This is a genomic window from Micromonospora cremea (assembly GCF_900143515.1).
GTDB lineage: Bacteria > Actinomycetota > Actinomycetes > Mycobacteriales > Micromonosporaceae > Micromonospora > Micromonospora cremea.
In genome coordinates, this window is record NZ_FSQT01000001.1 from 1218284 (window position 1) to 1244452 (window position 26169).

General features: G+C 72.6%; 22 protein-coding genes and 1 pseudogene. 12 read left to right on the forward strand and 11 right to left on the reverse strand.

Features of this window, described 5'->3' with window-relative positions:
* Window positions 1-29: 29 nt before the first annotated feature.
* Together BUS84_RS05380 and BUS84_RS05385 are read right to left on the reverse strand one after the other, a co-directional pair.
* Complete coding sequence (locus tag BUS84_RS05380) at window positions 30-1067, reverse strand: LacI family DNA-binding transcriptional regulator (RefSeq protein WP_074309247.1); 1038 nt, start codon at window positions 1065-1067, stop codon at window positions 30-32.
* A 222-nt stretch (window positions 1068-1289) separates the two neighbouring features.
* Entirely contained in the window at window positions 1290-2345 is a 1056-nt protein-coding gene (locus tag BUS84_RS05385) for a LacI family DNA-binding transcriptional regulator (RefSeq protein ID WP_074309249.1), read from the reverse strand.
* Window positions 2346-2482: 137 nt separating this feature from the next.
* On the opposite strand from BUS84_RS05385, the gene BUS84_RS05390 reads away from it, so the two are divergent.
* The 6 genes from BUS84_RS05390 (at window position 2483) to BUS84_RS05415 (ending at window position 10051) form a co-directional block, all read left to right on the forward strand.
* Window positions 2483-3790 (forward strand): ABC transporter substrate-binding protein, encoded by a 1308-nt coding sequence (locus BUS84_RS05390; RefSeq protein WP_074312148.1) that lies wholly within the window; start codon window positions 2483-2485, stop codon window positions 3788-3790.
* A complete protein-coding gene (locus BUS84_RS05395) occupies window positions 3787-4785 on the forward strand; it encodes a carbohydrate ABC transporter permease (protein ID WP_074309251.1) in 999 nt (332 codons plus the stop codon). Before BUS84_RS05390 ends, BUS84_RS05395 begins: the two co-directional genes overlap by 4 nt.
* A gap of 2 nt (window positions 4786-4787) precedes the next feature.
* Window positions 4788-5651 carry a carbohydrate ABC transporter permease gene (locus BUS84_RS05400; protein ID WP_425293425.1) on the forward strand — a complete coding sequence of 288 codons (864 nt, stop codon included), beginning with the start codon at window positions 4788-4790 and terminating at the stop codon, window positions 5649-5651.
* 97 nt (window positions 5652-5748) lie between these two features.
* A complete protein-coding gene (locus BUS84_RS05405; RefSeq protein ID WP_074309253.1) occupies window positions 5749-8124 on the forward strand; it encodes a beta-xylosidase/alpha-l-arabinosidase in 2376 nt (791 codons plus the stop codon).
* Window positions 8125-8131: 7 nt separating this feature from the next.
* Window positions 8132-9157 carry an acetylxylan esterase gene (locus BUS84_RS05410; RefSeq protein ID WP_084757226.1) on the forward strand — a complete coding sequence of 342 codons (1026 nt, stop codon included), beginning with the start codon at window positions 8132-8134 and terminating at the stop codon, window positions 9155-9157.
* Between the two features lie 12 nt (window positions 9158-9169).
* Window positions 9170-10051 carry a M15 family metallopeptidase gene (locus tag BUS84_RS05415; RefSeq protein WP_244298393.1) on the forward strand — a complete coding sequence of 294 codons (882 nt, stop codon included), beginning with the start codon at window positions 9170-9172 and terminating at the stop codon, window positions 10049-10051.
* Window positions 10052-10066: 15 nt separating this feature from the next.
* On the opposite strand, the gene BUS84_RS05420 is transcribed toward BUS84_RS05415, so the two are convergent.
* Window positions 10067-11101: a spore photoproduct lyase family protein gene (locus BUS84_RS05420; protein WP_244298394.1), complete on the reverse strand. Its 1035-nt coding sequence runs from the start codon at window positions 11099-11101 to the stop codon at window positions 10067-10069.
* Here BUS84_RS05420 and BUS84_RS05425 point away from each other — a divergent pair.
* The 3 genes from BUS84_RS05425 to BUS84_RS05435 all read left to right on the forward strand — a co-directional run bounded on the left by BUS84_RS05425 (window position 11072) and on the right by BUS84_RS05435 (window position 15280).
* On the forward strand, window positions 11072-11311 hold the full coding sequence (locus BUS84_RS05425; protein WP_244298395.1) for an RICIN domain-containing protein: 240 nt from the start codon (window positions 11072-11074) through the stop codon (window positions 11309-11311). The two genes, BUS84_RS05420 and BUS84_RS05425, sit on opposite strands and share 30 nt — an antisense overlap.
* Before the next feature lie 435 nt (window positions 11312-11746).
* Window positions 11747-13747, forward strand: a complete 2001-nt coding sequence (locus tag BUS84_RS05430) for an elongation factor G (RefSeq protein WP_074309255.1) — start codon at window positions 11747-11749, stop codon at window positions 13745-13747.
* A 333-nt stretch (window positions 13748-14080) separates the two neighbouring features.
* Window positions 14081-15280 (forward strand): RtcB family protein, encoded by a 1200-nt coding sequence (locus BUS84_RS05435; RefSeq protein WP_074309257.1) that lies wholly within the window; start codon window positions 14081-14083, stop codon window positions 15278-15280.
* 50 nt (window positions 15281-15330) lie between these two features.
* Here the strand turns inward: BUS84_RS05435 and BUS84_RS05440 are convergent, their stop codons facing one another.
* The 8 genes from BUS84_RS05440 to BUS84_RS05475 form a co-directional block, all read right to left on the reverse strand.
* Window positions 15331-16122, reverse strand: coding sequence for a maleylpyruvate isomerase family mycothiol-dependent enzyme (locus BUS84_RS05440; RefSeq protein WP_074309259.1), 792 nt, complete (start codon window positions 16120-16122; stop codon window positions 15331-15333).
* 108 nt (window positions 16123-16230) lie between these two features.
* Window positions 16231-17724, reverse strand: a complete 1494-nt coding sequence (locus BUS84_RS05445; protein ID WP_074309261.1) for an MFS transporter — start codon at window positions 17722-17724, stop codon at window positions 16231-16233.
* Between the two features lie 45 nt (window positions 17725-17769).
* A complete protein-coding gene (locus tag BUS84_RS05450; protein WP_074309263.1) occupies window positions 17770-18399 on the reverse strand; it encodes a TetR/AcrR family transcriptional regulator in 630 nt (209 codons plus the stop codon).
* 137 nt (window positions 18400-18536) lie between these two features.
* Window positions 18537-19448 carry a Gmad2 immunoglobulin-like domain-containing protein gene (locus BUS84_RS05455; protein ID WP_074309265.1) on the reverse strand — a complete coding sequence of 304 codons (912 nt, stop codon included), beginning with the start codon at window positions 19446-19448 and terminating at the stop codon, window positions 18537-18539.
* The gene (locus tag BUS84_RS05460) at window positions 19445-20941 is read right to left on the reverse strand and encodes a sensor histidine kinase (RefSeq protein WP_084757227.1); all 1497 of its coding nucleotides are present in this window, start codon (window positions 20939-20941) and stop codon (window positions 19445-19447) included. Before BUS84_RS05460 ends, BUS84_RS05455 begins: the two co-directional genes overlap by 4 nt.
* 13 nt (window positions 20942-20954) lie before the next feature.
* A complete protein-coding gene (locus BUS84_RS05465) occupies window positions 20955-21635 on the reverse strand; it encodes a response regulator transcription factor (protein WP_074309267.1) in 681 nt (226 codons plus the stop codon).
* 129 nt (window positions 21636-21764) lie between these two features.
* Window positions 21765-22337 carry an AMIN-like domain-containing (lipo)protein gene (locus tag BUS84_RS05470; protein WP_074309269.1) on the reverse strand — a complete coding sequence of 191 codons (573 nt, stop codon included), beginning with the start codon at window positions 22335-22337 and terminating at the stop codon, window positions 21765-21767.
* A gap of 153 nt (window positions 22338-22490) precedes the next feature.
* A complete protein-coding gene (locus tag BUS84_RS05475) occupies window positions 22491-23753 on the reverse strand; it encodes an MFS transporter (protein ID WP_074309271.1) in 1263 nt (420 codons plus the stop codon).
* A gap of 74 nt (window positions 23754-23827) precedes the next feature.
* Here BUS84_RS05475 and BUS84_RS05480 point away from each other — a divergent pair, with 74 nt between their 5' ends.
* The 3 genes and pseudogenes from BUS84_RS05480 to BUS84_RS41150 all read left to right on the forward strand — a co-directional run bounded on the left by BUS84_RS05480 (window position 23828) and on the right by BUS84_RS41150 (window position 26155).
* Entirely contained in the window at window positions 23828-24808 is a 981-nt protein-coding gene (locus BUS84_RS05480) for an ArsR/SmtB family transcription factor (protein ID WP_208869530.1), read from the forward strand.
* 228 nt (window positions 24809-25036) lie between these two features.
* A pseudogene (locus BUS84_RS41145) lies at window positions 25037-25396 on the forward strand (snapalysin family zinc-dependent metalloprotease); the annotation flags it as partial.
* A gap of 42 nt (window positions 25397-25438) precedes the next feature.
* A complete protein-coding gene (locus BUS84_RS41150) occupies window positions 25439-26155 on the forward strand; it encodes a S1 family peptidase (protein ID WP_425293438.1) in 717 nt (238 codons plus the stop codon).
* Window positions 26156-26169 lie beyond the last annotated feature (14 nt).

Here is a 26169-nt window from a genome sequence, read left to right on the forward strand (position 1 = left end):
CGGGCCGCCCGTCGGGTGCGGGTCGGCCGTCACGACGCCCGCGACGACCCGACCGGCGGCGCGGTCGTGCTGTCGCGGACCACCAGCTCGGTGGCGAGTTCCACCCGGGGGGAGTCGATGGCCTCGCCCTGGGCGAGCCGCAGGACGGTCCGCGCGGCCAGTCGACCCATCTCGACCAGCGGTTGCCGCACAGTGGTCAGTGGCGGCGACGCCCACCGCGCCTCGGGCAGGTCGTCGAAGCCGACCACGCTGACGTCGCCCGGGACCAGCAGGCCGCGTTGCCGGATCGCCTCGTAGACGCCGAACGCCATCTGGTCGCTCGCCGCGAAGATCGCCGTCGGTGGCTCGTCGAGGTCCAGCAGCGAGGACCCGGCGGCGAAGCCGGACGCGTGGTAGAAGTCGCCGGGTCGGAGCAGGTGTTCCTCCAGCGGCAGGCCGGCGACCTCCAGCCCGGCCCGGTAGCCGTCCAGCCGGGCTCGGCTGCACAGCAGGTGCGTCGGCCCGGCCACGAACCCGATCCGCCGGTGCCCGAGCGAGAGCAGGTGCTCGGTCGCGGCGAGCCCGCCGGCCCAGTTGGTGGCTCCTATGGTCGGTACGTCGATGGCGGGCACACCGGCCGGGTCGACCACCACCACGGGCACGTTGAGCCGCCGCAGCTGGGCGTAGAGCGGCGGGCTGACGTGCGAGGTCACGAAGATGACGCCGTCGGTGGCCCGGGCACGCAGGTTCTGCAGCCACTGCCGGGCGGCGGTGGACTGTCGGTGTATCGCGGAGACCACGGTGCCCACGCCGGCGGCGTGCCCGACGTCCTCGACTCCGCGGATGATCTCCACGGCCCAGGGGCTGTCCAGGTCGTTGAAGACCAGGTCGACCAGGCCGGCGGGCTGCACCGTGCGGCTGGCGCGACGCCGGTAGCCGTGGTGGCGCAGCAGCTCCTCGACCCGTTCCCGGGTGCCGGGGGCCACGTCCGAGCGGCCGTTGAGCACCCGGGACACGGTCGGCACCGAGACTCCGGCCTCTCGCGCGATGGCGCTGATGGTGACCCTGCGTCCGTCGTCCGCGTCCACCCGCGTCTCCTTTGTTCTTTCGGGGCGGGCCGGACGCCGGCACCGGGATGCCCCGGAGCAGCGTGCCCGTCCCATCGGTCATCCTGCCGCACGGACCGGGGGCTGGCGACAGGGCGCATCGCCGCCCTGTTCCGGGAAGTTGCGGAGAATTCCCGGAAGTGCGGCTGATCGGCACGGGCCGGCGCGTCGCCGGGCCCGGCGCAGCACCCGGGACCGCGCCGCTCAGCCGCTTGCCGCACCGGCGGCCGACGGCGGCCGATCGGGCCCGGGGGAGGGCGTGTACGGGGCGCAGGAAGACCGGACGACCAGTTCGGTCGGCAGCCGGACGTGCGGGTCGCGTTCGACGCCGCCGACGAGGTCGATGAGCAGCCGCATCGCCTCGGCGCCCATGCGTTGCAGGGGTTGCGCGATCGTGGTGAGCTGCGGGGTGACCAGCGCCGACTCGGGGATGTTGTCGAAGCCGATCACGGACAGGTCGTCGGGCACCGTGAGGCCCATGGTCCGGGCGACGTCCATCGTGGCGATCGCGGAGAGGTCGTTGCCGGCGAAGACGGCGGTTGGCCGGTCGGGCCGTGCCAGCAGTTCCGCGGCCGTGGCGGCGGCGCTCTCGACCCGGAAACCGCCGACGCGGACGAGTCGTTCGTCGACCGCGACGTCCGCGTCGGCCATGGCCTGGCGGAAGCCGGCCTCGCGAAGGCGCGCCGACTCGAGGTCGGGGCGACCGCTGATGTGGCCGATGCGGCGGTGACCGAGCGACAGCAGATAGTTGGTCGCGAGCACCGCGCCGGCGAAGTTGTCGGAGTCGACGGTGGGCAGCCCCGACGGGCCGGTGTGGGGGTCGACGGCCACGACATGGAAGCCCTGCTTGGTCTCGACCACCGTCGGCGTGACGATCACGGCCCCGTCGATGAGCGTCCCGGACAGGCGGGCCAGCGAGCGCCGCTCCCAGCCGACGGCCGTGCCGTCGCCGTCGCCGCCGGAGTAGGCCAGCAGCTGGTAGCCGGTGCCGGCGACCTCCTTCGACGCGCCCTTGAGCAGTTCGGTCGAGAACGGCTCGAACTCGGCGACCAGGATGCCCAGGACGTTCGTCCGGTGGCTGCGCAGGCTCTGCGCTCCCAGGCTGGCCTCGTAGCCGAGCTGGTGGATGACCTCCCGGACGCGCTCCACGGTCGCCTGCGCCACGCCGTAGCGACCGTTGACGACCTTCGACACGGTCGCCACCGAGACGCCGGCCGTACGGGCCACGTCCGACATCTTGACACGCTCGGGGAAGGTCACGCCGACGATGATAGTGGGCCACCTGGGACTCGTCGCGAGGGGTAGAAAACGTTATCGACAACGGTTGACACCCCGTTACGGGACTGTAAAACTCGCCGCACCTAAGTACCGCCACTGCTAGTCGAGGAGACGTGTCGATGGCGATGAAGCACCGCGCGGGCGCCACCCTGGCGCTGTTGATGACCACCGCACTGCTCGTCGCCGGGTGTAACGGCGGCGACAGCGAGGCACCCGACGAGAACGAGCTTTACAAGAATCCGGTGACCCTGACCTGGTGGCACAACGCCTCCCAGGACGGGCCTGGCAAGACCTACTGGGAGAAGGTCGCGAAGGACTTCTCCGCACTGCACCCGACCGTCACGATCCAGATCGAGGGAATCGAGACCAACCAGCTCCAGCGCACCCGGCTCCCCGCCGCGCTGCTGAGCAGCGACCCGCCGGACATCTTCCAGGCGTGGGGCGGCGGCGAGATGCGTGAGCAGGTCGAGGCCGACTACCTCAAGGACGTCACCGATCAGGTCAAGGACGAGGTCGCCAACATCGGCAGCGCGACCGAGATCTGGCAGGTGGACGGCAAGCAGTACGGCCTGCCGTACCGGATGGGAATCGAGGGCATCTGGTACAACAAGGACATGTTCGCGAAAGCGGGCATCTCCGCTCCTCCGACCACTTTCGAGGAGCTCAACCAGGCGGTCGCGAAGCTCAAGGCCATCAACGTCATCCCGATCGCGCTGGGCGCCGGTGACAAGTGGCCCGCCGCGCACTGGTGGTACAACTTCGCGCTGCGTGCCTGCTCGGTAGACACGCTCAAGAAGGCGTCCGTCGACTTGGTCTTCGACGACCCGTGCTTCGTCAAGGCGGGCCAGGACCTGAAGAACTTCATCGGCACCAACCCGTTCCAGCCGAACTTCATCGCGACGCCGGGCCAGAACGACCCGACCAGCGCCAACGGGCTGGTCGCCAACGGCAAGGCCGCGATGGAGCTGATGGGCGACTGGAACAGGGGCACCCTGGAGACCGTCGCCGAGGACCCGAAAGCGCTCACGAAGTTCCTCGGCTGGTTCCCCGTACCGGCGATCGCCGGCTCCGCCGGTGACCCGAAGGCGGCCCTCGGCGGCGGCGACGGGTTCGCCTGCGCCAAGAACGCCCCGGCCGAGTGCGTCGAGTTCCTCAAGTACATCGTGAGCCCCGAGGTGCAGAAGGGCTTTGCCGGGACCGGCACCGGCCTGCCCGTAGCCAAGGGTGCGGAGGCCGGCGTGGCCGACCCCTCCCTGAAGTCCATCCTGGAGGCCACCTCGGGTGCGACGTATGTGCAGCTCTGGCTGGACACGGCCTTCGGCAGCACCATCGGCAACGCGATGAACGACGCTGTCATCGCCATTTTCGCCGGCAACGGCACTCCTGAGAAGGTCGTCGAGGCGATGAAGGCGGCCGCGAAGAAGTGACCTCCACCAACCCGACCCTGAGCCCCGTCGGCGGCGCGTCCGCGCCGCCGGCGGGCCCCCCGGCCGCCCGACGCCCGTCGTCCCGCGCTGCCGAGACCAGACGCAAGTGGTACGAGATCATCGGGCTCACCACGCCGGCGGTCGCCGTCTACGTGATGTTCGTGCTGGTGCCGATGGGCTTCGCGGTCTACTACAGCCTCTTCCGCTGGCGCGGAGTCGGGCCGCCCACCGAGTTCGTCGGACTCAACAACTACATCCTCGCCTTCCAGGACCCGATCTTCCTGGACGCTCTGCGCAACAACGCCATCATCGTGTTCGGGTCGCTGCTGCTCCAGGGCCCCATCGCCCTGGCCGTGGCCCTGCTGCTCAACCGTCGCTTCCGCGGCCGCACCGTGTTCCGGCTCCTGGTGTTCGTGCCGTACGTCCTCGCCGAAGTCACCGTCGGCATCATGTGGAAGTTGATCCTCACCGGCGGCGGGACCATCGACGTGCTGCTGCGGCAGATCGGCCTGGGCAGCCTGGTGCAGGCGTGGCTCGCCGACCTCGACATCGTCATCTGGACGCTGCTGGTCGTCCTCACCTGGAAGTACGTCGGCTTCGCGATCATTCTCCTGCTCGCCGGACTGTCGAACGTGCCGCCCGAGCTGACCGAGGCCGCCGCGATCGACGGCGCGAGCTGGTGGCAGACCCAGCGCCACGTCACGCTCCCGCTGCTCGGGCCGACGATCCGGATCTGGATGTTCCTGTCGATGATCGGCTCGTTGCAGGTCTTCGACGTGATCTGGGTGACCTCGGTGCCCGCGGTCCGGTCGCTCGGCGCCTCGGCCACCATGGCCACCTACATGGTGGACAACGGCTTCTTCGCCCGGCTCTGGGGCTACGGCAACGCGGTGGCCGTGATCCTGTTCGTCATCTCCTTCATCGCGGCGCTGCTGTTCCAGCGCTTTCTCCTCCGTCGCGACATCGAGGGCGCCGTCACCGGAAGGAGGAACTGACCGTGACCGAGAACGCGCTGACGTCCCCCTCGTCGCCGCACCGCCGTCCGTTCTCGTGGGGCAGTCCGCTGACCTACGGGCTGGCCCTCGCGATCGCCGCCGTCTCCATCGCCCCGGTGGTCTACGTGATCGTTGGGGGCTTCCGCACCACTCCAAACATCATCGCGGACCCGGCCGGGCTGCCCGACCCGTGGGTGTGGGACAACTACGCCAGGGTGCTGACGCGGAGCGACTTCTGGCAGCAGGCCTTCAACAGCGCGGTGATCGCCCTGGGTACGACGCTCGCCGTCGTGCTGCTCGGCGTCTGCGCCGCGTTCGTGCTCGCCCGCTACAGCTTCCGCGGCCGGGAGGCGCTCTACACCTTCTTCACCCTCGGCCTGCTCTTCCCGGCCGGGGCGGCGATCCTGCCGCTCTATCTGATGCTGCGTGACCTCAACCTGATCAACTCCTACTACGCGGTGATCCTCCCGCAGGTCGCCTTCTCGCTGCCGCTCACGATCGTGATCCTGCGTCCGTTCCTCGCCGCCGTACCCCGCGAGTTGGAGGACGCCGCGGCGATCGACGGCGCGGGCCGGCTCGGTTTCCTCTGGCGCGTCATGCTTCCGCTGTCCCGGCCCGCGCTGGTCACCGTCGGGGTCCTCGCGTTCGTGGCGAGCTGGAACGCCTTCCTCCTGCCGCTGCTCGTGCTCGGCGACGCCGACCTGCACACCCTGCCGCTGGGCGTGCAGAACTTCTCCAGCCAGTACACCTCCGACACCGCGGGAATCCTCGCGTTCACCTCGCTGGCGATGCTGCCGGCACTTCTCTTCTTCACCTTCGCCGAGAAGCAGATCGTCGGTGGCCTGCAGGGTGCGGTGAAGGGCTGAGCAGCACCGGTACGCGCAGAGTGGCGAAACACCGCATAACCGTCTACCTGTTCGCCCGGCGGGCCCTCGTACGGGGGCCGATGGGCGTCGGAGGAAAGTGACCGACAACGTGACGCTGGACATCGAACAAAGCACCGCGACCTGGAACGACCCGACACAGGAGTTGACCACCCGTGTCGACGCCCTGGTCGCCGCCATGACCCTGGCGGAGAAGATTTCGCAGCTCTACGGCGTGTGGGTCGGGGCCTCCGCCGACGGCGGTGAGGTCGCGCCCTACCAGCACGAGATGGAGGAGCCGGTCGACCTCGACGCGCTGCTGGAGACCGGGCTCGGCCAGCTGACCCGACCGTTCGGCACCGCACCGGTCGACCCGGCGCTCGGCGCGCTGTCGTTGCTGCGGACCCAGCAACGGATCACCGCCGCCAACCGCTTCGGGATCCCCGCGCTGGCCCACGAGGAGTGTCTGGCCGGCTTCGCGACCTGGGGCGCGACCGCGTACCCGGTGCCGCTGTCCTGGGGAGCCACCTTCAACCCGGTCCTGATCCGGCGGATGGCCGCCTCGATCGGCGCCGACCTGCGCCGCCTCGGTGTGCACCAGGGGCTCGCGCCGGTGCTCGACGTGGTCCGCGACGCCCGCTGGGGACGGGTCGAGGAGACCGTGGGCGAGGACCCGTACCTGGTCGGTACGGTCGCCACCGCGTACATCCAGGGGTTGGAGTCCACGGGAGTGGTGGCCACCCTCAAGCACTTCGTCGGTTACTCCGCCTCCCGGGCCGGGCGCAACCACGCGCCGGTCGGCATGGGTCCCCGGGAGCGGGCGGACGTGATGCTGCTGCCGTTTGAGATGGCGGTCCGGGAGAGCGGCGCGCGATCGGTGATGCACGCCTACACCGACACCGACGGGATACCGTCGGCGGCCGACGAGGAGCTGCTCACCGGCCTGCTCCGAGACACCTGGGGGTTCACCGGCACGGTGGTCGCCGACTACTTCGGCATCGCCTTCCTGCACACCCTGCACGGCGTGGCCGGCAGTTGGGGCGAGGCGGCCGGTGCCGCGCTCGCCGCCGGGGTGGACGTCGAGCTGCCCACGGTGAAGACGTTCGGCCTGCCGCTGCGGGAGGCGATCGCCGCCGGGCAGGTGCCCGAGGCGCTGGTGGACCGGGCGGTGCGCCGGGTGCTGCTGCAGAAGGCGCAGCTCGGGCTCCTCGACGCGGACTGGAACCCGGTGCCGCCGGCGCTCGACGGCATCGACGTCTCCAACCCCGACGCCGTACGCGGCACCATCGACCTGGACTCGCCGGCGAACCGGGCGCTCGCCCGGGAGGTGGCCGAGCAGGCGATCGTGCTGCTGCGCAACGACGGCACCCTGCCGCTCGCCGGACCGGCGCGGATCGCCGTGATCGGCCCGCAGGCCGCGAGTCCAACGGCGGCACTCGGCTGCTACTCGTTCCCGGTGCACGTCGGGTCCCGCCACCCGGAGCTGCCGGTCGGCATCGAGCTGCCCACCCTGGCACAGGCGCTGGCCGGCGAGTTCCCGGCGAGCGAGGTCGTCGTCGAGATCGGTGTGGGCATCGACGACCCGGACACCAGCGGTGTCGTCGCGGCCGTCGAGGCGGCCCGGGGCGCCGACGTGGTGATCGTGGCGCTCGGCGACCGGGCCGGACTGTTCGGTCAGGGCACCAGCGGCGAGGGCTGCGACGCCGAGTCGCTGGCCCTGCCCGGGGCGCAGCAGCACCTGCTGGACGCGCTGCTGGACACCGGCACGCCGGTGGTGGTCACCCTGATCGCCGGCCGGCCGTACGCGCTGGGCCGGGCGGTCGACGAGGCCGCGGCCATCGTGCAGTCCTTCTTCCCCGGCGAGGAGGGGCCCTCGGCGATCGCCGGGCTGCTCAGCGGCCGGGTCGAGCCGCAGGGGCGGCTGCCGGTCAGCGTGCCGCGCAGCCCAGGCGGCCAGCCCACCACCTACCTCGCCGCCCGGCTGGGGCATGCCACCGACGTCTCCAACCTTGACCCCACCCCGGCGTACGGCTTCGGGCACGGGCTCAGCTACACCCGGTTCGACTGGTCGGAGCTGACGGTCGAACAGGCGGTGGCGGAGACTGACGGCGAGCTGCGGCTGGCCTTCACGCTGCGCAACAGCGGCGACCGGTGGGGCAGCGAGGTGGTGCAGCTCTACGCGCACGACCCGGTGGCCTCGGTGGTGCAGCCGGTGCAGCGGTTGATCGGCTATCTGCGGGTGCCGCTGGACGCCGGCGCGGGTTGCCGGATCGAGGTGAGCGTGCCGGCCGATCTGCTGTCGTTCACCGGGCGGGACGGCCGCCGGGTGATCGAGCCGGGGACGGTGGAGCTGCGCCTCGCCTCGTCCAGCACGCAACCCCGGCTGGTGGCGGCGGTCGCGCTGACCGGACCGGCACGACACGTGGACCACACCCGACGGATGCATCCGCTGTTCACCGTCCACCCGACCGTCTGAGCGCCTCGTGTACACCGACCTGCCCGAGGAGCAGCTACGCGGCTACCGCAGCGCGGTGCGGGAGCCCGCGGACTTCGACCAGTTCTGGGCCGGCACCCTGGCCGAGGCCCGGGACGCCGGCTGGCCGGTCCGGGCCGAGCCCGTGGCGAGCGGACTGGCCGGCATCGACGTGCTCGACGTGACCTTCGCGGGCTTCGCCGGCCAGCCCGTGCGGGCCTGGCTGCGGGTGCCCCGTGGGGCCGGCACGGCGCTGCCGACCCTGGTCCAGTACGCCGGTTACGGCGGTGGGCGGGGGCACCCGCTGGAGAACCTGCTCTGGGCGTCGGCCGGGTTCGCGCACCTGCAGATGGACACCCGGGGGCAGGGTTCGGGCTGGAGCCGGGGCGACACCCCGGACCCGGGCGCCGCCGGACCGGAGGCGCCCGGGGTGGTCACCCGGGGCATTACCGACCCGCGCACGTACTACTACCGGCGACTGATCACCGACGCGGTCCGGGCGGTGGACGCCGTCCGGACCCTGCCGGTGGTCGACCCGACCCGCGTGGCGGTGCTCGGGCACAGCCAGGGCGGCGGGCTGGCGCTCGCGGCCGGCGCGCTGGCACCCGGCCTGCGGGCGGTGGTGGCGTTCGTGCCGTTCCTCTGCGACATCCCGCGTGCGGTGGTCGCCACCGACACCCGCCCGTACCAGGAGATCCGCGACTACCTGGCGATCCACCGGGACGCCGAGGAGCGGGTGCTGACCACTCTCGCGTACGTCGACGGGGTCAACTTCGCCCGGCGCTGCCGCCGGCCGGCGCGGTACTCGGTGGCGTTGATGGACGACATCGTGCCGCCGTCGACGGTCTACGCCGCCGTCAACGCGCACGCCGGCCCGACCGAGCTGGCGGTGTGGCGGTACAACGGCCACGAGGCCGGCGGCATCGACGACGACGAGGCCGCGCTGCGCTTTCTCGGTGAGCACCTGGTCGAGGGCGACGGTCCGCTCGGCGGGCGGCCGAACGTTGATCTGGCGCGGATCCTCGGCCGGGCCTGATAGACAGGACGGGTGCGCAGGTCAGGACGGGTGGGCGGCGCCGCCGTGCTGGCGCTCGTCGCGCTGCTCGGCGGCTGCTCGCGGCCGGAACCCCGCCCGGCGCCGACAGCTCCGGTGCCGGCGCCGTCGAGCCCTGTCCCGTCGAGCCCTGTCCCGTCGAGCCCTGTCCCGTCGAGCCCTGCCCAGTCCGGTGCCGGCCGGCTGCCGGGGTTCGTGGTGCTGTCCGACGTCGACCCGCGGATCCACAGCGACATCCGCTACGCCACGGCGCACAACTTCGTCGGCCGGCCGATCAGCGGCTACCGGGAACCGCTGTGCCTGCTCACCCGGCAGGCGGCCGAGGCGCTGCGGCGGGTGCAGGACGCCGCGCTGGCCGGCGGGCACAGCCTCAAGGTGTACGACTGCTACCGCCCGCAGCCGGCGGTGGACGACTTCGTGGCCTGGGCCAAGCGCCCCGGCGAGCAGCAGACCAAGGCCGAGTTCTATCCGGACGTGGCCAAGAGTCAGCTCTTCGCCGACGGCTACATCGGGGCGCCCACCGCTCACAGCCGGGGGAGCACCCTGGACCTGACGCTGGTCGACGAGCCCGCCGCCAGCCAGCCCCCGTACGATCCCGGCCGGCCGCTGGTCGCCTGCACCGCGCCGCGCGGGCAGCGCTTCGCCGACAACAGCATCGACATGGGCACCGGTTTCGACTGCTTCGACGCCCGGGCGCACACCGCCGACCCCCGCATCACCGGCACGGCGCGGGACAACCGGCGACTGTTGCAGCGGCTGATGACCGACGCCGGGTTCGTCAACTACGACCACGAGTGGTGGCACTACCGCTACCGCGACGAGCCGTACCCGGACACCTACTTCGCCCCGCCGGTGGCCCGCTCCTCGGTCGGCTGACGCCCGGGCGGCGGCTCACGTCCAGTAGAGGATCCGGCACGCCGGCACCCGCGCGGCCAGCTCGGCGTGGAACCAGCCGCGCAGCTCGGCCATCGTGTCGCGCGGATAGACGTACTTGACCGCGCCGAACCTGCCGTGCTTGCGGCTGCGCGACTCCTCGTCCATCTCCAGGCGGGTCCGCGGGTACCAGCCCAGCAGCACCTCCTTGCTGCCCGGGGTGAACCGGTGGGTGATCAGCTCGGCGGTCAGGTCCAGCTCCGGTACCCCGTCGACCGTCGCGGCGACCTGGTTCAGCAGGTCGCCGTAGCGTTCCCGCCAGTCCGGCAGCGGCATGATGGGCGCGATGGTCAGCCCGACCGGGTAGCCGGCCAGAGCGAGCCGGCGCAACGCGGCCAGCCGGTCCGGCACCCGGGCGGTGCCGCCCTCGAACCGCTCGCTGACGGGGGCGCAGTTGACGCTGAACCGGACCCGGGTGCGGCCGGCGTGCGGCAGCCCGACGAAGGTGTCCACGTCGGCGTACTTGGTGGTCCAGCGCAGCTGCACCGGCGCGTCCCAGCCGGCGAAGTGCTGCACCGCCCGTAGCCAACTGCCGGTCAGGTGCTCCAGAGCGAGGGGATCGGTGTAGCAGGACGCCTCGAAGGTGGTGCCCTCGTCGGCGCGCCGCGCGTTGCGGCTGGTCACCGTCCCGCGCCCGGCGTACTCGGCCAGCCCGGCCAGGATGTCGTCGAGGTCCGCGTACACGCGGGTCACCGGTGGGCCGGAGAGTGACCCGGCCAGGTAGCAGTACTGGCAGTGCGCCGGGCAGCCCTCCGCCAGGTCGACGCGCCAGTCGGCGCTGGGCGCGATGGGTTGCAGGGTGCGTCGCGAGGGTGGGCTCACCACGATCGCCATGGTCGCCTTGGCCCGGGCGTACGTCTCGCGTTCGGTGCGCCCGCGTACGCCGGCCAGCCGGTTGGTCCGCAGCCGCTCCACCTCGATGCCCAGTGCCCGCACGCGGTCGGCGATCCGCTGCCCGTGCGGGTGCTCCAGCGCGGCCGGGGTGGCCACCACCCGGGCATCCAGCTCTGGTCCTACAGCGGCGGCAACAACCAGCAGTGGCGGGCGGAGCCGGAGGGCGGCGGCTACTACCGCCTGGTCAACCGCAACAGCGGCAAGTGCCTCGACGTGCCGGGAGCGTCCACGGCCGACAGCGTCCAGCTCGTCCAGTACACCTGCAACGGCACCGCGGCGCAGTCCTTCCGGCTGGTCGCGCAGCCGTAACGACGCTTGCTTCTTCCCGCCGCCGGCGCGTCCCAGAGTTCTCCAGACGCTTGGCGCCGCCTGCCGGTCGGCGGGCACGGCCCGCACGGTGCGCGCCGACGTCGGTCAGGTGTCGTGACGACGGGAGGAGCCTGCGGCCGGTCACGGTCACGTCGTCCATGGCGGCATGAGCCACCAGATCAGGCCCGGCGGGAATCACCCGATCGAGCGATATACCTGTGAGTCATAGATATAACGCACAGGTATATCGATCAGAAGTAGAAGGACGCCTGGCGCGACAACCATCCGCCCGTAGGAAGTCGATATCGGTTGCTCGCCTATACGAGGCCTGATGAAATAGCCGAAACCGCCACCAACCTCAGGGAGTAGCAATGCGCGCTGCGTCGATGTCCGGCCAGAAGGGACCTGTCACCTACCTGAAGGACATGACGCTGCGTGAGAACCCTCAACCTCGGCATCCTGGCGCACGTCGATGCCGGTAAGACCAGCCTGACCGAGCGACTGCTGTACGCCGTCGGCGTGATCGACCGGCTCGGCAGCGTCGACGCGGGCAGCACCCGCACCGACTCCCTGGCGTTGGAGCGGCAACGCGGGATCACCATCCGCTCCGCCGTCGTCTCCTTCGTGCTGGACGACGTGACCGTCAACCTGATCGACACGCCCGGTCACCCGGATTTCATCGCCGAGGTCGAGCGGGTGCTCGGCGTGCTCGACGGTGCGGTGCTGGTGATCTCCGCGGTGGAGGGAGTCCAGCCGCAGACCCGGGTGCTGATGCGTACGCTGCGCCGGCTGCGCATCCCCACGCTGATCTTCGTGAACAAGGTCGACCGCGCCGGGGCGGACCCCGAGCGGGTGGTGCGGGCCGTCGCGGAGAAGCTGAGCCCGTCCGTGGTGGCGATGGGGTCGGTGGCGGGCCCCGGCACACGGGACGCCCGCTGCACGCCGTACGGCCCGGCCGACGTCGGCTTCACCGACCGGCTGCTCGACCTGCTCGCCGGGCAGGACGAGGCGCTGCTCGCCGACTGGGTGACGGACGCCTCGACGGTGCCGTACCCCCGGCTGCGCGGGGCGCTCGCGGACCGGACCGGCCGGGCGCTGGTCCAGCCGGTGTTCGCCGGCTCGGCCGTCACCGGCGCCGGGGTGGACGCGCTGATCGCCGGGATCACCGAACTGCTGCCCACGGTCCAGGGCGACGCCGACGCCCCGGTCTCCGGCACCGTGTTCGCCATCGAGCGCGGCCCGGCGGGGGAGAAGATCGCGCTGGTCCGGCTCTTCGCCGGCACCATCCGGGTCCGGGACCGGATCCGGGTCGGCGCGACCGGTGCCGCCCTCGTCACCGCGGCACGCGTCGTCGCAGACGGTGCGGACGTCGTGGCGTCGTCGGTTGCGGCGGGCCACATCGCCCGGCTGTGGGGGCTCACCGAGGCACGGATCGGTGACCCGGTCGGCGTACCCCCGGAGCGTGCCGGCGTGGACCGGCAGTTCGCGCCGCCCACCCTGGAGACCGTCGTGGTCCCGGCCCGCGCCGCGGACCGGGTCACGATGCACGCCGCCCTGAGCCAGCTCGCTGAGCAGGATCCGCTGATCAACCTCCGGCAGGACGACCGGCAACACGAGATCAGCGTCTCGCTCTACGGCGAGGTGCAGAAGGAGGTCATCCAGGCCACCCTGGCCGACGACTTCGGCGTGGTGGTGACCTTCCGGGAGACGAGCACGGTGCACGTGGAGCGGGTGTGCGGCGTCGGCGCGGCGGTCGAGGTCATCGCCGTGGCGCCCAACCCCTTCCTGGCCACCGTCGGGCTGCGGGTGGGCCCGGCGCCCACCGGGGCCGGCGTGAGCTTCCGGCTCGGCGTCGAGCTGGGCTCGATGCCGCCGGCGTTCTTCGCCGCCGTCGAGGAGACCGTGCACCGGACGCTGCGCCAGGGCCCGCACGGCTGGCAGGTCCCCGACTGCGAGGTGACCATGACCCACGCCGGCTACTGGGCCCGGCAGAGCCACTCCCACGGCACCTTCGACAAGAGCATGTCCAGCACCGCCGGGGACTTCCGCAATCTCACCCCACTGGTGCTGATGACCGCGCTCACCCGGGCCGGCACCCGGGTGCACGAGCCGGTGCACCGGTTCCGGCTGGAGGTGCCGGGCGACGTCCTCGGCACCCTGCTGCCCGCGCTCGCGCGGCTGGACGCGGTGCCGACCGACACCACCGGGCAAGGCACGTCGTACCTGGTGGAGGGGGAGATCCCGGCGGGTCGGGTGCACGCGCTTGAGCGCCGGCTGCCGGCGCTGACCCGGGGCGAGGGCGTGCTCGAGACCGCGTTCGACCGGTACCGGCCGGTACGCGGCCCGGCCCCGACCCGGCCACGCTGGGACCACAACCCGCTGGACCGCAAGGAGTACCTGCTGGCGGTCGCCCGTCGGGTCGTCGGCGGTCGGTGACCGGCGCGGCCGGGCCCGCCCCCAATATCCATTGCGGACGCGGCCCGGCCCGCTTAGCGTCATCGGCGCAAGGTCGACCGATCAGACCGCAGGGAGTACGCCGTGTCGCAGCGCAATCGCACCGAAGCCGCCTGGCGTACGCCAGGTGCGGGTGCCGCGTTGCCGTCCGGCGTGCGGTACCGGTGTCTCGGTCGGCCCGTCCAGGGTCGGCAGCCAGGGCGGCGCCACCTCTGACGCCAGCGCGTCCGGCGCCGCCGCCCACCCCCTGAGGGTCGGGCGGCCTTTTTCATGTCCGACGAGCTTCCGCGTCCGGCTCGACACAAGGAGACCATCATGGGATTCACCCCGCTCGCCGGCACCCGGGCACCCGTCCGGGTCTGGACCGACCCGTACGCCATCGAGCCGCAGGCCGCCCGGCAGCTGCGCAACATCGGCGCGCTGCCCTGGGTGCAGGGCGTCGCCGTGATGCCGGACGTGCACTTCGGCAAGGGCGCAACGGTCGGCTCGGTCATCGCCATGCGGCAGGCCGTCTCGCCGGCCGCGGTCGGTGTCGACATCGGCTGCGGCATGTCGGCGGTGCGCACCTCGCTGACCGCCGCCGACCTGCCGGACGACCTGGCCGGGCTGCGCTCGGCGATCGAGGCGACCATCCCGGTCGGCTTCGCCCAGCGGGAGAAGGCGGTCGACCCGCGCCGGGTCCGGGGCCTGGAGCAGGCCGGCTGGGACGACTTCTGGGGCCGGTTCGCCGGGCTGGACCGGCGGGTGGCGCAGCTGGAGACCCGGGCGCAGCGGCAGCTCGGCACCCTCGGTGGGGGCAACCACTTCATCGAGGTCTGCCTGGAGCAGGGTGGCGCCGACGAGGGGCGGGTGTGGCTGATGCTGCACTCCGGGTCCCGCAACATTGGCAAGGAGCTGGCCGAACGGCACATCGCCGTGGCCCGAGGGCTGCCGCACAACGCCGACCTGCCCGACCGGGACCTGGCGGTGTTTCTCGCCGGAACGCCGGAGATGGACGCCTACCGGCGGGACCTGTGGTGGGCGCAGGAGTACGCGCGGCGCAACCGGGCCGTCATGCTGGCCCTGCTCTGCGGCGTGGTGCGTGAGCACTTCCCGCAGGTCGGTTATGACGAGCCCATCTCCTCTCACCACAACTACGTCGCGGAAGAGAGCTACGACGGGGTGGAGGTGCTGGTCACCCGCAAGGGCGCGATCCGGGCCGGGCGGGGCGACCTGGGCATCATCCCCGGGTCGATGGGCACCGGGTCGTACATCGTGCGGGGCCGGGGGAACCCGGACGCCTACTGCTCGGCCTCGCACGGCGCCGGCCGGCGGATGTCGCGGGCGCAGGCCAAGCGGACCTTCAGCACGGCCGACCTGGCCACGCAGACCGCCGGCGTGGAGTGCCGCAAGGACGCCGGAGTGGTCGACGAGATCCCGGGCGCGTACAAGGACATCACCGAGGTGATGGCTCAGCAGGAGGACCTGGTGCAGGTGGTGGCGCACCTCAAGCAGGTGGTGTGCGTGAAGGGCTGACCGGCCGGCGGGCCGCGCGGGCCGGGATGACCGGCCCGCGCGGCACCAGCTCAGAAGCCGGCGAAGACCCGGCGCAGGTCGTCCAGGCTCACCGGGCCGGTCACCCGCACCCCGTCCGGGGTGTGCTGCGGGCCCAGCCGCCCGGTGGCCAGGCGCAGCCACGCCTCGGCCGGGGCGGTCAGCTCGCCGTCCGGCTGCTCCGGCGCGTCGGTCAGCTCGATGCGCTCGCCCAGCCGCAGCCCGTACGTCCGCTCGGGCTCCTGCAGCCGGACCAGCAGGGTGGCCTCCCGGCCGGCCAGCTCCTGCGGCCGGCTGGTCCACGCCAGCAAGCCGCCGATCTGGTCGAGCAGCAGGGACACCGCCTCCGGCGTCACCGCCGCGAACCGGTTGAACGCCACCTCGACGTCCCACTGGTGCAGCGCGAACTCACTCAGCCGGAACCGGCCCGCGGTGGCCACGTCGACCGGGTCCGGCAGGAAACCGAGGTCGATCCGCAGCGAGGCCCGGCTCCCGGCGTCCAACGCCTCGTACGCCTCGACGAGCCGCTGGTTGGCCTCGAGGAATCCGGCGGCGTGCTCGGCCGGGGACATCGCGTCCCAGCGCTGCCAGACGCCGCGGTTGAAGTCCCCGTCCGGGCCGGGTGCGCCGGTGCGGGCGGCGGTCAGCGCGGCGAGGTTGATCTCCGCGCCGCTGCCCAGGTGGCTGAGCACCTGGGACACCTGCCACTCGCTGGCCCCCGACGGCAGAAGGAGGTCGTCCTCCTTGAGGTCCCGGACGAGCGTGGCGAGTTCCTCGTGACCCGCGCGCAGAGCGGCGATGATCTGGTCGGCAGCAGTGGACATATGTCTCCTCAACGGATTTTCGGCGTTGGTCGGGACGTTACCGGACGCGTCCGCCGGCCGGCCCACACCCGCGCAGGAGCGGACCGGCCGGCGGATGCGTCGGTCGACTCAGCCCATGTGCACGGCGTTGCCGGCCGGGATGTCCTCCTTGCGTACCTTCACCAGGATCAGGGTGGCCAGCCCGGCGAGCACGATCAGGGCCGCGCCCCAGGCGAACGCGACGCGGTAGCCGTGCACCAGCGCCTCGATCTGGTTGGCCGGATTCGGCACGTGAGAGACCAGGTACGCGGTCACCGCGCTGGTGTACATGGTGTTCAGCAGCGCGGTGCCCAACGAGCCGCCGATCTGCTGGGTGGCGTTGAGCGTCGCGCTGGCCGCGCCGGCGTCGTGCTCCGGTACCCCGACCAGGGCGAGGCTGGACAGCGGCACGAAGGTGAAGCCGAGACCCATGCCGAGGATGACCTGGGCGGGCAGCAGAAGGGTGAGGAACGAGGTGTCCACGTCGATCTGGGTCAGCACCAGCATGGCCACGGCGGCGAGCACGGCGCCGCCGACCATCAGCGGCTTGGCGCCCACCCGTGGCATCAACTGGCTGGCGCCACCCGCCGCGATCAGCACGCCGGCGGTGACCGGCAGCGAGGCGAGCCCGGCCTCCAGGGGCTTGTACTGCAGCACCACCTGGAAGTAGAAGGTCAGGAAGAGGAACGCGCCGAACAGGCCCGCGCCGATCAGCGTCGACGCGAGGTACGCCCCGCCCCGGTTGCGGTCCAGGATGATCCGCAGCGGCAGCAGCGGGTGGTTGGAGCGCAGCTCGATCACCACGAAGGCGGCGAGCAGCACCACGCCGGCGGCGATGAAACCGAGCGTCGCGGCGGCGTCCCAGCCGTCCTCGGCGGCCTTGGTGAAGCCGTACACCAGGGAGACCAGACCGGCGGTGACGACGACCGCGCCGGGCACGTCATAGCGGGTGTTGCCGTGCGCCCGGCTCTCCGGCACCAGCGGCAGGGCGAAGGCGATCGCGATGGCGGCGACCGGGATGTTGACCAGCAGGCACCAGCGCCAGTCGGCGTACTCGGTGAGCACCCCGCCGAGCAGCAGGCCGACCGCGGAGCCGCCGCCGGCGATCGCGCCGTACACGGCGAACGCCTTGGCCCGCTCCGTGGCCTCGGTGAACAGGACGGTGAGCAGAGCCAGTGCGGCCGGGGCGAGCAGAGCGCCGAAGGCCCCCTGCAACGCGCGGGCGGCGAAGAGCATCCCGCCGGTGGTGGCCAGACCGCCCAGCGCGGAGGCCAGCGCGAAACCGGTCATGCCGACCAGGAAGGTGCGCTTGCGCCCCCAGTAGTCGGCGATCCGGCCGCCGAGCAGCAGCAGGCCGCCGAAGGCGAGCGTGTAGGCGGTGATCACCCACTGCCGGTTCGCGTCGGTGATGCCCAGGTCGGCCTGGGCCTGCGGAAGCGCGATGTTCACGATCGTGGCGTCCAGGACCACCATGAGCTGCGAGACCGCGATGACCGCCAGCGCGATCCAGCGCCGCGGGTGCGGCGCGTTCGTCGCCGTCCCGACGCCGGGCGCGCCGGGAGCGGTCGAGGTAGTTCCGGGCATGGTGAAGCCTTCCGTGTGTCAGTAGGTCAGGTCGGAGCCGGTCGGTCAGGGCTGAGCCGGGCGCTCGGGCTGGTAGCGGAGCACCGGGATGAGCACCTGGTCGACGACCTTGGTGAGGAACGCGTCATCGGCGGGTAGGCCGTGCGCGACGATGCGGGACATGGTGAGCGCGGGCGCCAGGTCGTGGAACAGCTCCCGTTCGCCGGCCTCGGGCGGGATCTCGCCTCGGGCGGCGGCGCGGACCAGGATGGCGGTGCTGGCCACCCGCCCGGCTGGCAGCACCTGGTGGCGCACCAGGCGTTCCAGCTCGGGGTTGGTCCGCATGGCGAAGGTCAACGCCTGCATCAGGTCACTGTCGGCCCTGCAGATGGCGGCCGTGGCCCGCAGCAACTCGATCAGGTCGCCGCGCAGGGAGCCGGTGTCCGGCGGGTTGTGCACGCCCACGTGCCGGTCGCGCAGCGCGGCGACGACCAGTTCGGCCTTGCCGTCCCAACGCCGGTAGATGGTGGCCTTGCTGACGTGGGCCCGGGCGGCGACGGCGTCGATGGTCGTCCGGTCGTAGCCGACCTCGCGCAGCAGGTCGATGACCACGGCGAACAGGTCGGAGTCGCTGCACCGGGCGCCCCGGGCAGCCGGCACCCCGGCACCCGCGCCCACCTGCTGACCGCCCAGCATTCCGACCCCCCGCGAAACGATGTCGTACTGACCCTAGTTCGCGTACTGGAGATCGTGCAGGCTTTTATGAGTTGCGTCGCACCGGGTGGACGAAACGATTACGTTTCTGTCCGGTGTCCGGCAGGTGAACCCGGTGCTCAACCTCCGGAGGGGGCGAGGAGCACCGGGACGGTCACCGTGTTGATCCGGGAGCCGTCCTGGGCGGACACCTCGTACACCTCGATGGTCCCGCGCTGCTCGCGGGCCGTGCGCCAGCCGACCACCACCCGGTACCCGCCCCGGCAGCCGCTGCCGCAGCTCGCGGTGCCGAAGCCGGTGGCCATCTCCCGGCCGGCGGCGTCCAGGACCCGGACGCTCACGGTGGCCTCGAACACGTCGGCGGTGCCGGTGACGGTGAGCGGTGCGGTGACGCGGTCGCCGACACCCGGGCCGGTGACCACGATCGGCGGCAGCAGGTCCGCGTAGTCGGCCCGGCCGACCGGGGCGCCGCCGCCGAAGCGGACCTGCCGCACGGTGGGGAACTGGGTGAGCGTCCACACCACCTGTGCCTCGCCCAGCCGCCGGCGGTCCGCGTCGTCGGCGGGAGCAACCGGCCCGAGTGTCGCCACGCCGTCGGTGATCCGGGTGACCTCGACGCCGGTCGGCAGCAGGGTGGCCAGCCCGGTGGCGGCCTCGGCCGGGGTGGGCCCGGCGGCCAGCTCGGTGAGCGCCAGCCGGGACGTCGCCACGGTGGCCGGTCGGGTCCGGCGGGTCGGGACGAGCTGCCCGGAACGGACGTACCACAGCTCGATGGTCACCGTGTCCGGCCGTCGCGTAGCGGTGGTGGACGGTGCCGGCGGGAGGGTCGGGGCGCCGGTGCGCGACGGTCGCGGTTCCGCCGACGGGGCGGGCGTCGGCTCCGGGCGCCCGGTGGGTGCGGTGGCGCTCGACGGCGGCGCTGCGGTGGGCGCCGGGCCGAGAACGCCGGACCGTGGGGTGCCGCACCCGGCGACGAGCATCGCGGCGATGAGCACCGGTGCGGCCAGCCGGGCCGTACCCCGCGGGCTCATCCGGCACCGCCCGACGGCGCCGTGCGGGCCGCGCGCCCGCCTCCCGGCGGCCCTGCCCGGGCGTGGTCATCGGGATGCTCGACCGGGCGGTGCGGAGGCCTGTCGTTCGGCCGGGTGGGAGCGAGGGCGGGCAGCTCCAGCCGGAACCGGCTACCCGCGCCCGGCGCGCTGTGCGCGCTCAGCACGCCGCCGAGCAGGGCGGCGTGTTCCCGGGCGATGGCCAGCCCGAGCCCGCTGCCGGGGCCCGAGCGGGACGGGTCGACCTTGTGGAACCGGTCGAACAGGCGCGGCAGATGCTCGGCCGGAATGCCCGGCCCCTGGTCGGTGACCTCGAACACGACCAGCGGGCCCACCCCCGCCACGGTGGCCCGGATCTCGCCACCGCCGTGTTCGACCGCGTTCGCGACCAGGTTGGCCAGCACCCGTTCCAGCCGGCGCGGGTCGGTGCGCAGCGCGACCGGATCACCGGTGACCAGCACCCGCTCCGACCACCCCCGCGCCGCGACGATCCCGCGCAGCAGCGCCGGCGCGTCGACCGGCTCGACGCTCGGCCGCTCCCGGCCGGCGTCCAGCCGGGAGATCTCCATCAGGTCCTCGACCAGCCGGCGCAGCCGGACCACGTCACCGACCAGCAGCCGCGCGGCCGGCCGGGCATCGTCGGGCAGCTGGTCGAGGTGCTCGCGCAGCAACGATGCCGCGGCCACCAGGGCGGTCACCGGGGTACGCAGCTCGTGCGCGACGTCGGCGGTGAACCGCCGCTCCCGCGCCTGCGCCGCGGAGAGCGCGGCGATCTTCGACTCCAGCGCCTCGGCCATCTCGTTGAACGACGCCGCCCAGACGCTGAACTCGTCGCGCCCGCGTACCGGCAGGCGGGTGGCGAGCAGGCCCTCGGTGAGCGCCCGGGCCGCCCGGCTGGCCCGGCCCACCGGCTCCAGGGTGCGGCGGGCCAGCAGGTGCCCCACCCCGGCGGCGAGCAGCACCACCAGCACCCAGCCGGCCAGCAGGGCGGTACGCAGCTGACCCAGGTCGGCGGCGATGTCGTCCTCGACGGTGATCACGTACAGCTCGGCGGTCGAGCCGGGGATGCGGCCGCCGACCACCAGCAGCCGGGGGCGCGCCGCTGGTGCGGACCGCTGGTAACCGAGCTGCCCGTCCGCGACCGTGGCCCGCAGCCGGGTGCCGAGCGTCGGGGCGTACGACGGGTGCGAGGGGCGGGCCGGGCCGTCGACGAGCACCACGTGCCGGCCGCTGCCCTCGAAGCTGGTGAGCAGCTCGGTGCTGCGCTGGTCGGTCAGCGGCAGGAACTGTCCGGCGAGGACGAGTTGGTAGCGGGCGTCGGCGGCGGCCTGGTGCAGCGAGGCGTCCAACCAGGACTGCCGCAGCAGCAGGCCGGTGCCCCCGGCGAGCAGGCCGGCGGAGACCCCGGCGACCAGCACGAACGCGATCGTCAGCCGGCGCCGCAGGCGGCCCGGGGGCACCGCGCGTCCGGCCATCGCCGACCTCCCGTCAGCCCGTGGAAAGCTTGTAGCCGGCGCCACGCACGGTGCGCACCAGCTGTGGGTGCGCCGGGTCGTCCTCGACCTTGACGCGCAGTCGCTGCACCGCCACGTCGACCAGCCGCGAGTCGCCCAGGAAACTGTGGTTCCAGACCAGGTCCAGCAGCAGTTCCCGGGTGAAGACCTGCCCGGGCCGGCGGGCCAGCTCCAGCAACAGGCGGAACTCGGTGGCGGTCAGCGCCACCTCCCGGCCGTCCCGGCGTACCACGAAGCTGCTCGGGTCGATCTCCAGGCGGCCGACCTCGATGATGCTCGACGCGACCGGCGCGCTCGCCCGGCGCAGCACCGAGCGAACCCGGGCCACCAGCTCGGGCAGGTCGAAGGGCTTGCGCAGGTAGTCGTCCGCGCCGCACTCCAGCCCGACGACCACGTCGAGCGTGTCGGTGCGCGCGGTCAGCATCAGGATCGGCACCTGGCTGGTGCGCCGGATCTCCCGGCAGACCTCCAGGCCGTCCAGACCGGGCAGCATGACGTCGAGCACGATCAGATCGACCGGGCGGGCCCGCCACGCCGCCAGGGCCTGCCGCCCGTCGACGGCGGTGTCGACCCGGAAGCCGGCGCGGCGCAGACCGAGGGCGGTGACCTCCCGGATGGAGGCATCGTCCTCGACCACCAGCACGCGGCCCTCCATGACCTGAGGGTAGACCCGCCGCGACGGTGGGCAGCCCTGGCGAAACGGTCGGTGTCGGCGGCCGGCCGGACCCCGTTAGGAAGGGCCCCTTCCCATACACCAGGCGATAAGAAGGGGCCCTTCCTTCGGTCACCACTTGTGGGCGACGTCGAGGACGATCCGGCTGTGGCCGGCGGGGCCGGCCAGCACGAACGTGCGGAACGGCAGCCGGGCACGCACGCCGACCGCGAAGGTGCTGTAGCCCTCGAAGCTGCCGCCGAAGACGACGTCGCGCAGCGTCGGGTAACGCAGCAGGTTCGCGGCGTGCTCACCGACCCGGTAGGGCACGGTGCCCACGTGGGAGTCGTCGTACGCGGGGGCCCGCAGCGAGACCCGCAGCAGGGCGCCCCCGGCGGTGTACGGCGACAGCGCCAGCCCCTCGCCCTCGGTCCACGTCTCGCCGTAGCCGACCGCGTAGCCGTCCACCGGGCCGGCGAACTCGAACACCACCCGGTCGTAGCAGTCGTGCCGGCCGGTGCGCACGTCGACCAGCGGGGCGCTGCTCAACGCGCCGGCCGACTTCTCCGCGCTGCCCCAGGTGATACCGCAGTACGGCGACGCGGTCGTCGCCATGGTGGTGCCCGCCGCGGCGCTGTTGCCCGCGCCGGCGACCAGCCCGGCGAGCACGACCGCCAGCGCCGTCAGTGCGCTTCTGATCCTCATCGTGGTGCCTCCGTCCGGTGTTCGAGGGCCACGCCGTGGCGGCGTTGCCGGTGACCCTCTGCCGTGACGGTGGTCCCGCCCCGGCACGACCACTTCGCCGCGGCGTAACAGCCACGTAACGGCGGTCGATGGTGGCGATGTGGACGGTGCCGGTCAGTTGGTCACGGGTGGCCGGCGCAGCGTGCGCAGCGGCGAGCAGAACACCGGAAGCCAGGTCAGCGCGTTGGCGGCGGCGCCGACCACCAGCGCGGTGCGGACGTCCGCGTACTGGCCGAGCAGGCCGGCGGCCACCGCGCCGATGGTGAGCGCTCCGGTGAGCAGGAACCGGAAGGTGGCGTTCATCCGGCCGAGCAGGGCGTCCGGGGTGGCGCCCTGGCGCAGGCTCACCCCGATGACGTTGCCGATCCCGGTCCGCCACGCCAGTGCCAGCCAGCCGAACGCGGCCAGCCAGAGCATCGGCCCGGTGTCGATGAGCGCGACCAGCCCACCGAGCGGGGCGACGAGCAGGCCGGGCAGCCAGAGCGCGCGACCATGACCGATCCGCTCGGCGAGCGGGCGCGCGCTGAGCGCACCGAGCAGGGCGCCGACTCCGCCCGCGCCCAGGAAGAGGCCGAGGGCGGCGGCACCCAGTCCCAGCTCGCGTAGGAAGACCACCGGCAGCATGGTGGTGGTGAGCTGCATGGTCAGGTTGATGCTCGCGGTGGAGAGGGCGAGCGGGCGCAGCAGAGGGTTGTCGAAGACGTGCCGGACGCCGGCGCTGAGCTGTCGGGCGAACCCGCCCGCCGCCGGAGACGGGAGCGGGCGGGGTGCGCTGCTGCGGATCCGGGCGAGAAGCGCCCCGGAGACCGCGAAGGTCACCGCGTCCAGCACGATCGCGACGGGCGCGGTGAGCGTCTGTACGACCAGACCGCCGAGCCCTCGCCCGGCGATCTGCATCGTTGCGTTCGTACTCATCATCAGCGAGTTGGCCGCGACCAGGCGGCTCCGGCCGACCAGTTCCGGTAGGTAGCTCTGCGCGGCTACGTCCGCGAAGACGGTGCCGACGCCGGTCAGCAGCACCACGAGGTAGAGCTGCGGGATGCTCAGCCAACCGGCCCACCACGCCACCGGCACGGACGCGACCAGAGCCGCCCGGGCGAGGTCCGCGGTGATCAGCACCGCGCGGTGCGGCAACCGGTCGACCCAGACCCCGGCCGGCAGGCCGATCAGCAGGAAGGCTGCCGTGCTCAGCGCGCCGAGCAGCCCCACCTGACCGGGACTGGCCGCGAGCAGGGTCACGGCGAGCACCGGCACGGCGAGCTGGCTGACGTAGAAGCCGATGCCGTCGACGAGGGCGGCGGCGTAGAGCAGCCGGAAGGAGCGGGGCCAGCGGCCCGCCCGGTGGTCGGGAACGGTCGCCGTCGGTGCGCTGGTCATGCCGCCACGGTGCCGGCTGCTTCGCGCGGGACCGATAGATTTGGCCCTCGTCAAATCTGTCGGGGGCGCCAATGATGCTGGTCGGGCTGGAAGCGCGCGATCTGGCGATGACCCGGTTCGCCATCTCGCCACTGTGGGAGGTGATCGCGAGCGTTCGGATCATCAAGGAGCCGCACCTGTTTCCGGAGCACCTTGCCTGGTACGGGCGCGTCCGTCCCCGGCTGGCCGGCGTGGACTGGCGGCTTCTCGCCGACCTGGTGCAGATACCGACCCTGGTCATTCCGACCTTCGTCTGCACGCCACCGGCCACGTCTCAACCCACCCTCGACGTGGAGCTGGCGACCCTTGTCACCACCCCACCCGAGGCGGTGCGGGCAAGTCTCGACACCCTGTCCGGCCCCCGTTCGGCGCGGCTGACCGCGCTGCACACCGAGCCGGTCGCCGGGCTGACCCGGCTGGCGGAGACGATCCGGGCGTACGCCGACGCGGCCATCGGGCCCTACTGGCCCCGGATGCGCACGCTCCTGGAGCGGGAGGTGCTGCTCGGCGCGCAGCGAATGGCCACCGAGGGGGTGCACGGCCTGCTCAACCACCTCGACCCGTACGTCCGGCTGGAGGCCGACACGCTTCGGGTGGATCACATCGTCCTGGCCGGCACGGTGCGACTTGATGGGCGGGGCCTGCTGCTCGTCCCGTCGGTCTTCGGCGGCCCCCGGGTCTGGTCCAACTTCGGCTCCCCGGGGCAACCGGTGCTGCGCTACCCGGCCCGGGCGGTGGCGACCCTGTGGGAGCGGGACCCGGCGCCCCGTGGGCAGGGTCTGGCCCGGGTGCTGGGTCGAACCCGCGCCACCCTGTTGCACGAGCTGGCGGTGCCGACCTCGACCCTGGAGCTGGCCGAGCGCAGCGGGCTCACCCCGGGCACCGTGTCGCAGCACCTCGGCGCGCTGCGCGACGCCGGCCTGGTAGGTGCCCACCGTGCCGGACGCTTGGTGCTCTACGCCCGCACGACCGCGGGCGAGGCGGTGGTCACCGCCAGCGGTGTGACCACCCCCTGACGCCGGTCGCCGTTTCGAGAGACCGGCCCTGCATCGGGGCGCCGGCATGGTCGCCGGTATGACGGTTCCGCTATGCCGGCAATCGACCGCCGTCACATTAACATTCACCTGCATCGATGACCGGCGGCCGGTGGCCGCCGGACTACCGCAGGGGAGTGCGTGATGTTCCGACGACAAGTGCTGCGTGCGGCGCAGGCCGTGCTGGTGGCCGTGCTGGCGGCGGCCGGGGTGCAGCTCGCCACCGGCGCTCCGGCCGCCGCCGTACGGACCGTCTACTACGACGCGAGCCGGACCGGCGAGTTCCGCACCAACTTCGACCAGGCGGCGCAGATCTGGAACAGCCGGGTCAGCACCGTCCGGCTGCAACCCGGCACCCCGGCCAGCATCACCATCTACGTCGACGACGGCTGGCCCCGGGCGCAACCGACCGGGCTCGGTTCGGGTCGGATCTGGATGGGCCGAACGGCCGTGAACCAGGGCTACGACCGCAACCGGATCGCCGCCCACGAGCTCGGCCACATCCTGGGCCTGCCCGACCGGCGCACCGGCCTCTGCTCCGACCTGATGTCCGGCAGCAGCGCCCCGGTCTCCTGCCGCAACGCGTACCCCAGCTCGGCCGAGGCGTCCCGGGTGAACTCGCTGTTCGCCGGCACGCTCGCCGCGCCGGTCACTGGCGCGACGCACACCTGGGACGGCGCCGGGGACGTCGGGCCGACGGTGGTCGGAGGCCGGCCGGCCTCCGAGAACTACCCGTTCATGGTGTACGTCTCCGGCTGCACCGGAACGCTGATCAAGGCCAACTGGGCGGTCACCGCCAAGCACTGCTCGACGCCGTCCTCGGTCCGGGTGGGCAGCGTCAACCGCACCAGCGGCGGCACCGTGGTCCGGGTGGCCCGCGCGGTCAACCACCCGAGCGTCGACGTCAAGCTGCTGCAACTGGCCAGCTCGGTCAGCTACGCCCCGGCACCGATCCCGACGACCTCCGGCGCGGTCGGCACCGCCACCCGGATCATCGGCTGGGGCCAGACCTGTGCCCGCCCGGGCTGCGGCTCGGCGCCCGCGGTGGCCAACGAGCTGGACACGTCCATCGTGGCCGACAGCCGGTGCTCCGGCATCAACGGCCCGTACGAGATCTGCACCAACAACACCAACGGCACCTCCGGTGCCTGCTACGGCGACTCGGGTGGCCCGCAGGTGCGCCGGGTCAACGGGGTGTGGAACCTGATCGGCGCGACCAGCCGCGCCGGCAACAACAACTTTACCTGCGCCACGGGCCCGTCGATCTACGTCGATCTGCCGTCCATCCGGTCCTGGATGTCCACTCAGGTCGGTGGCCTGCCGGTCTGATCACTTCGGACGCC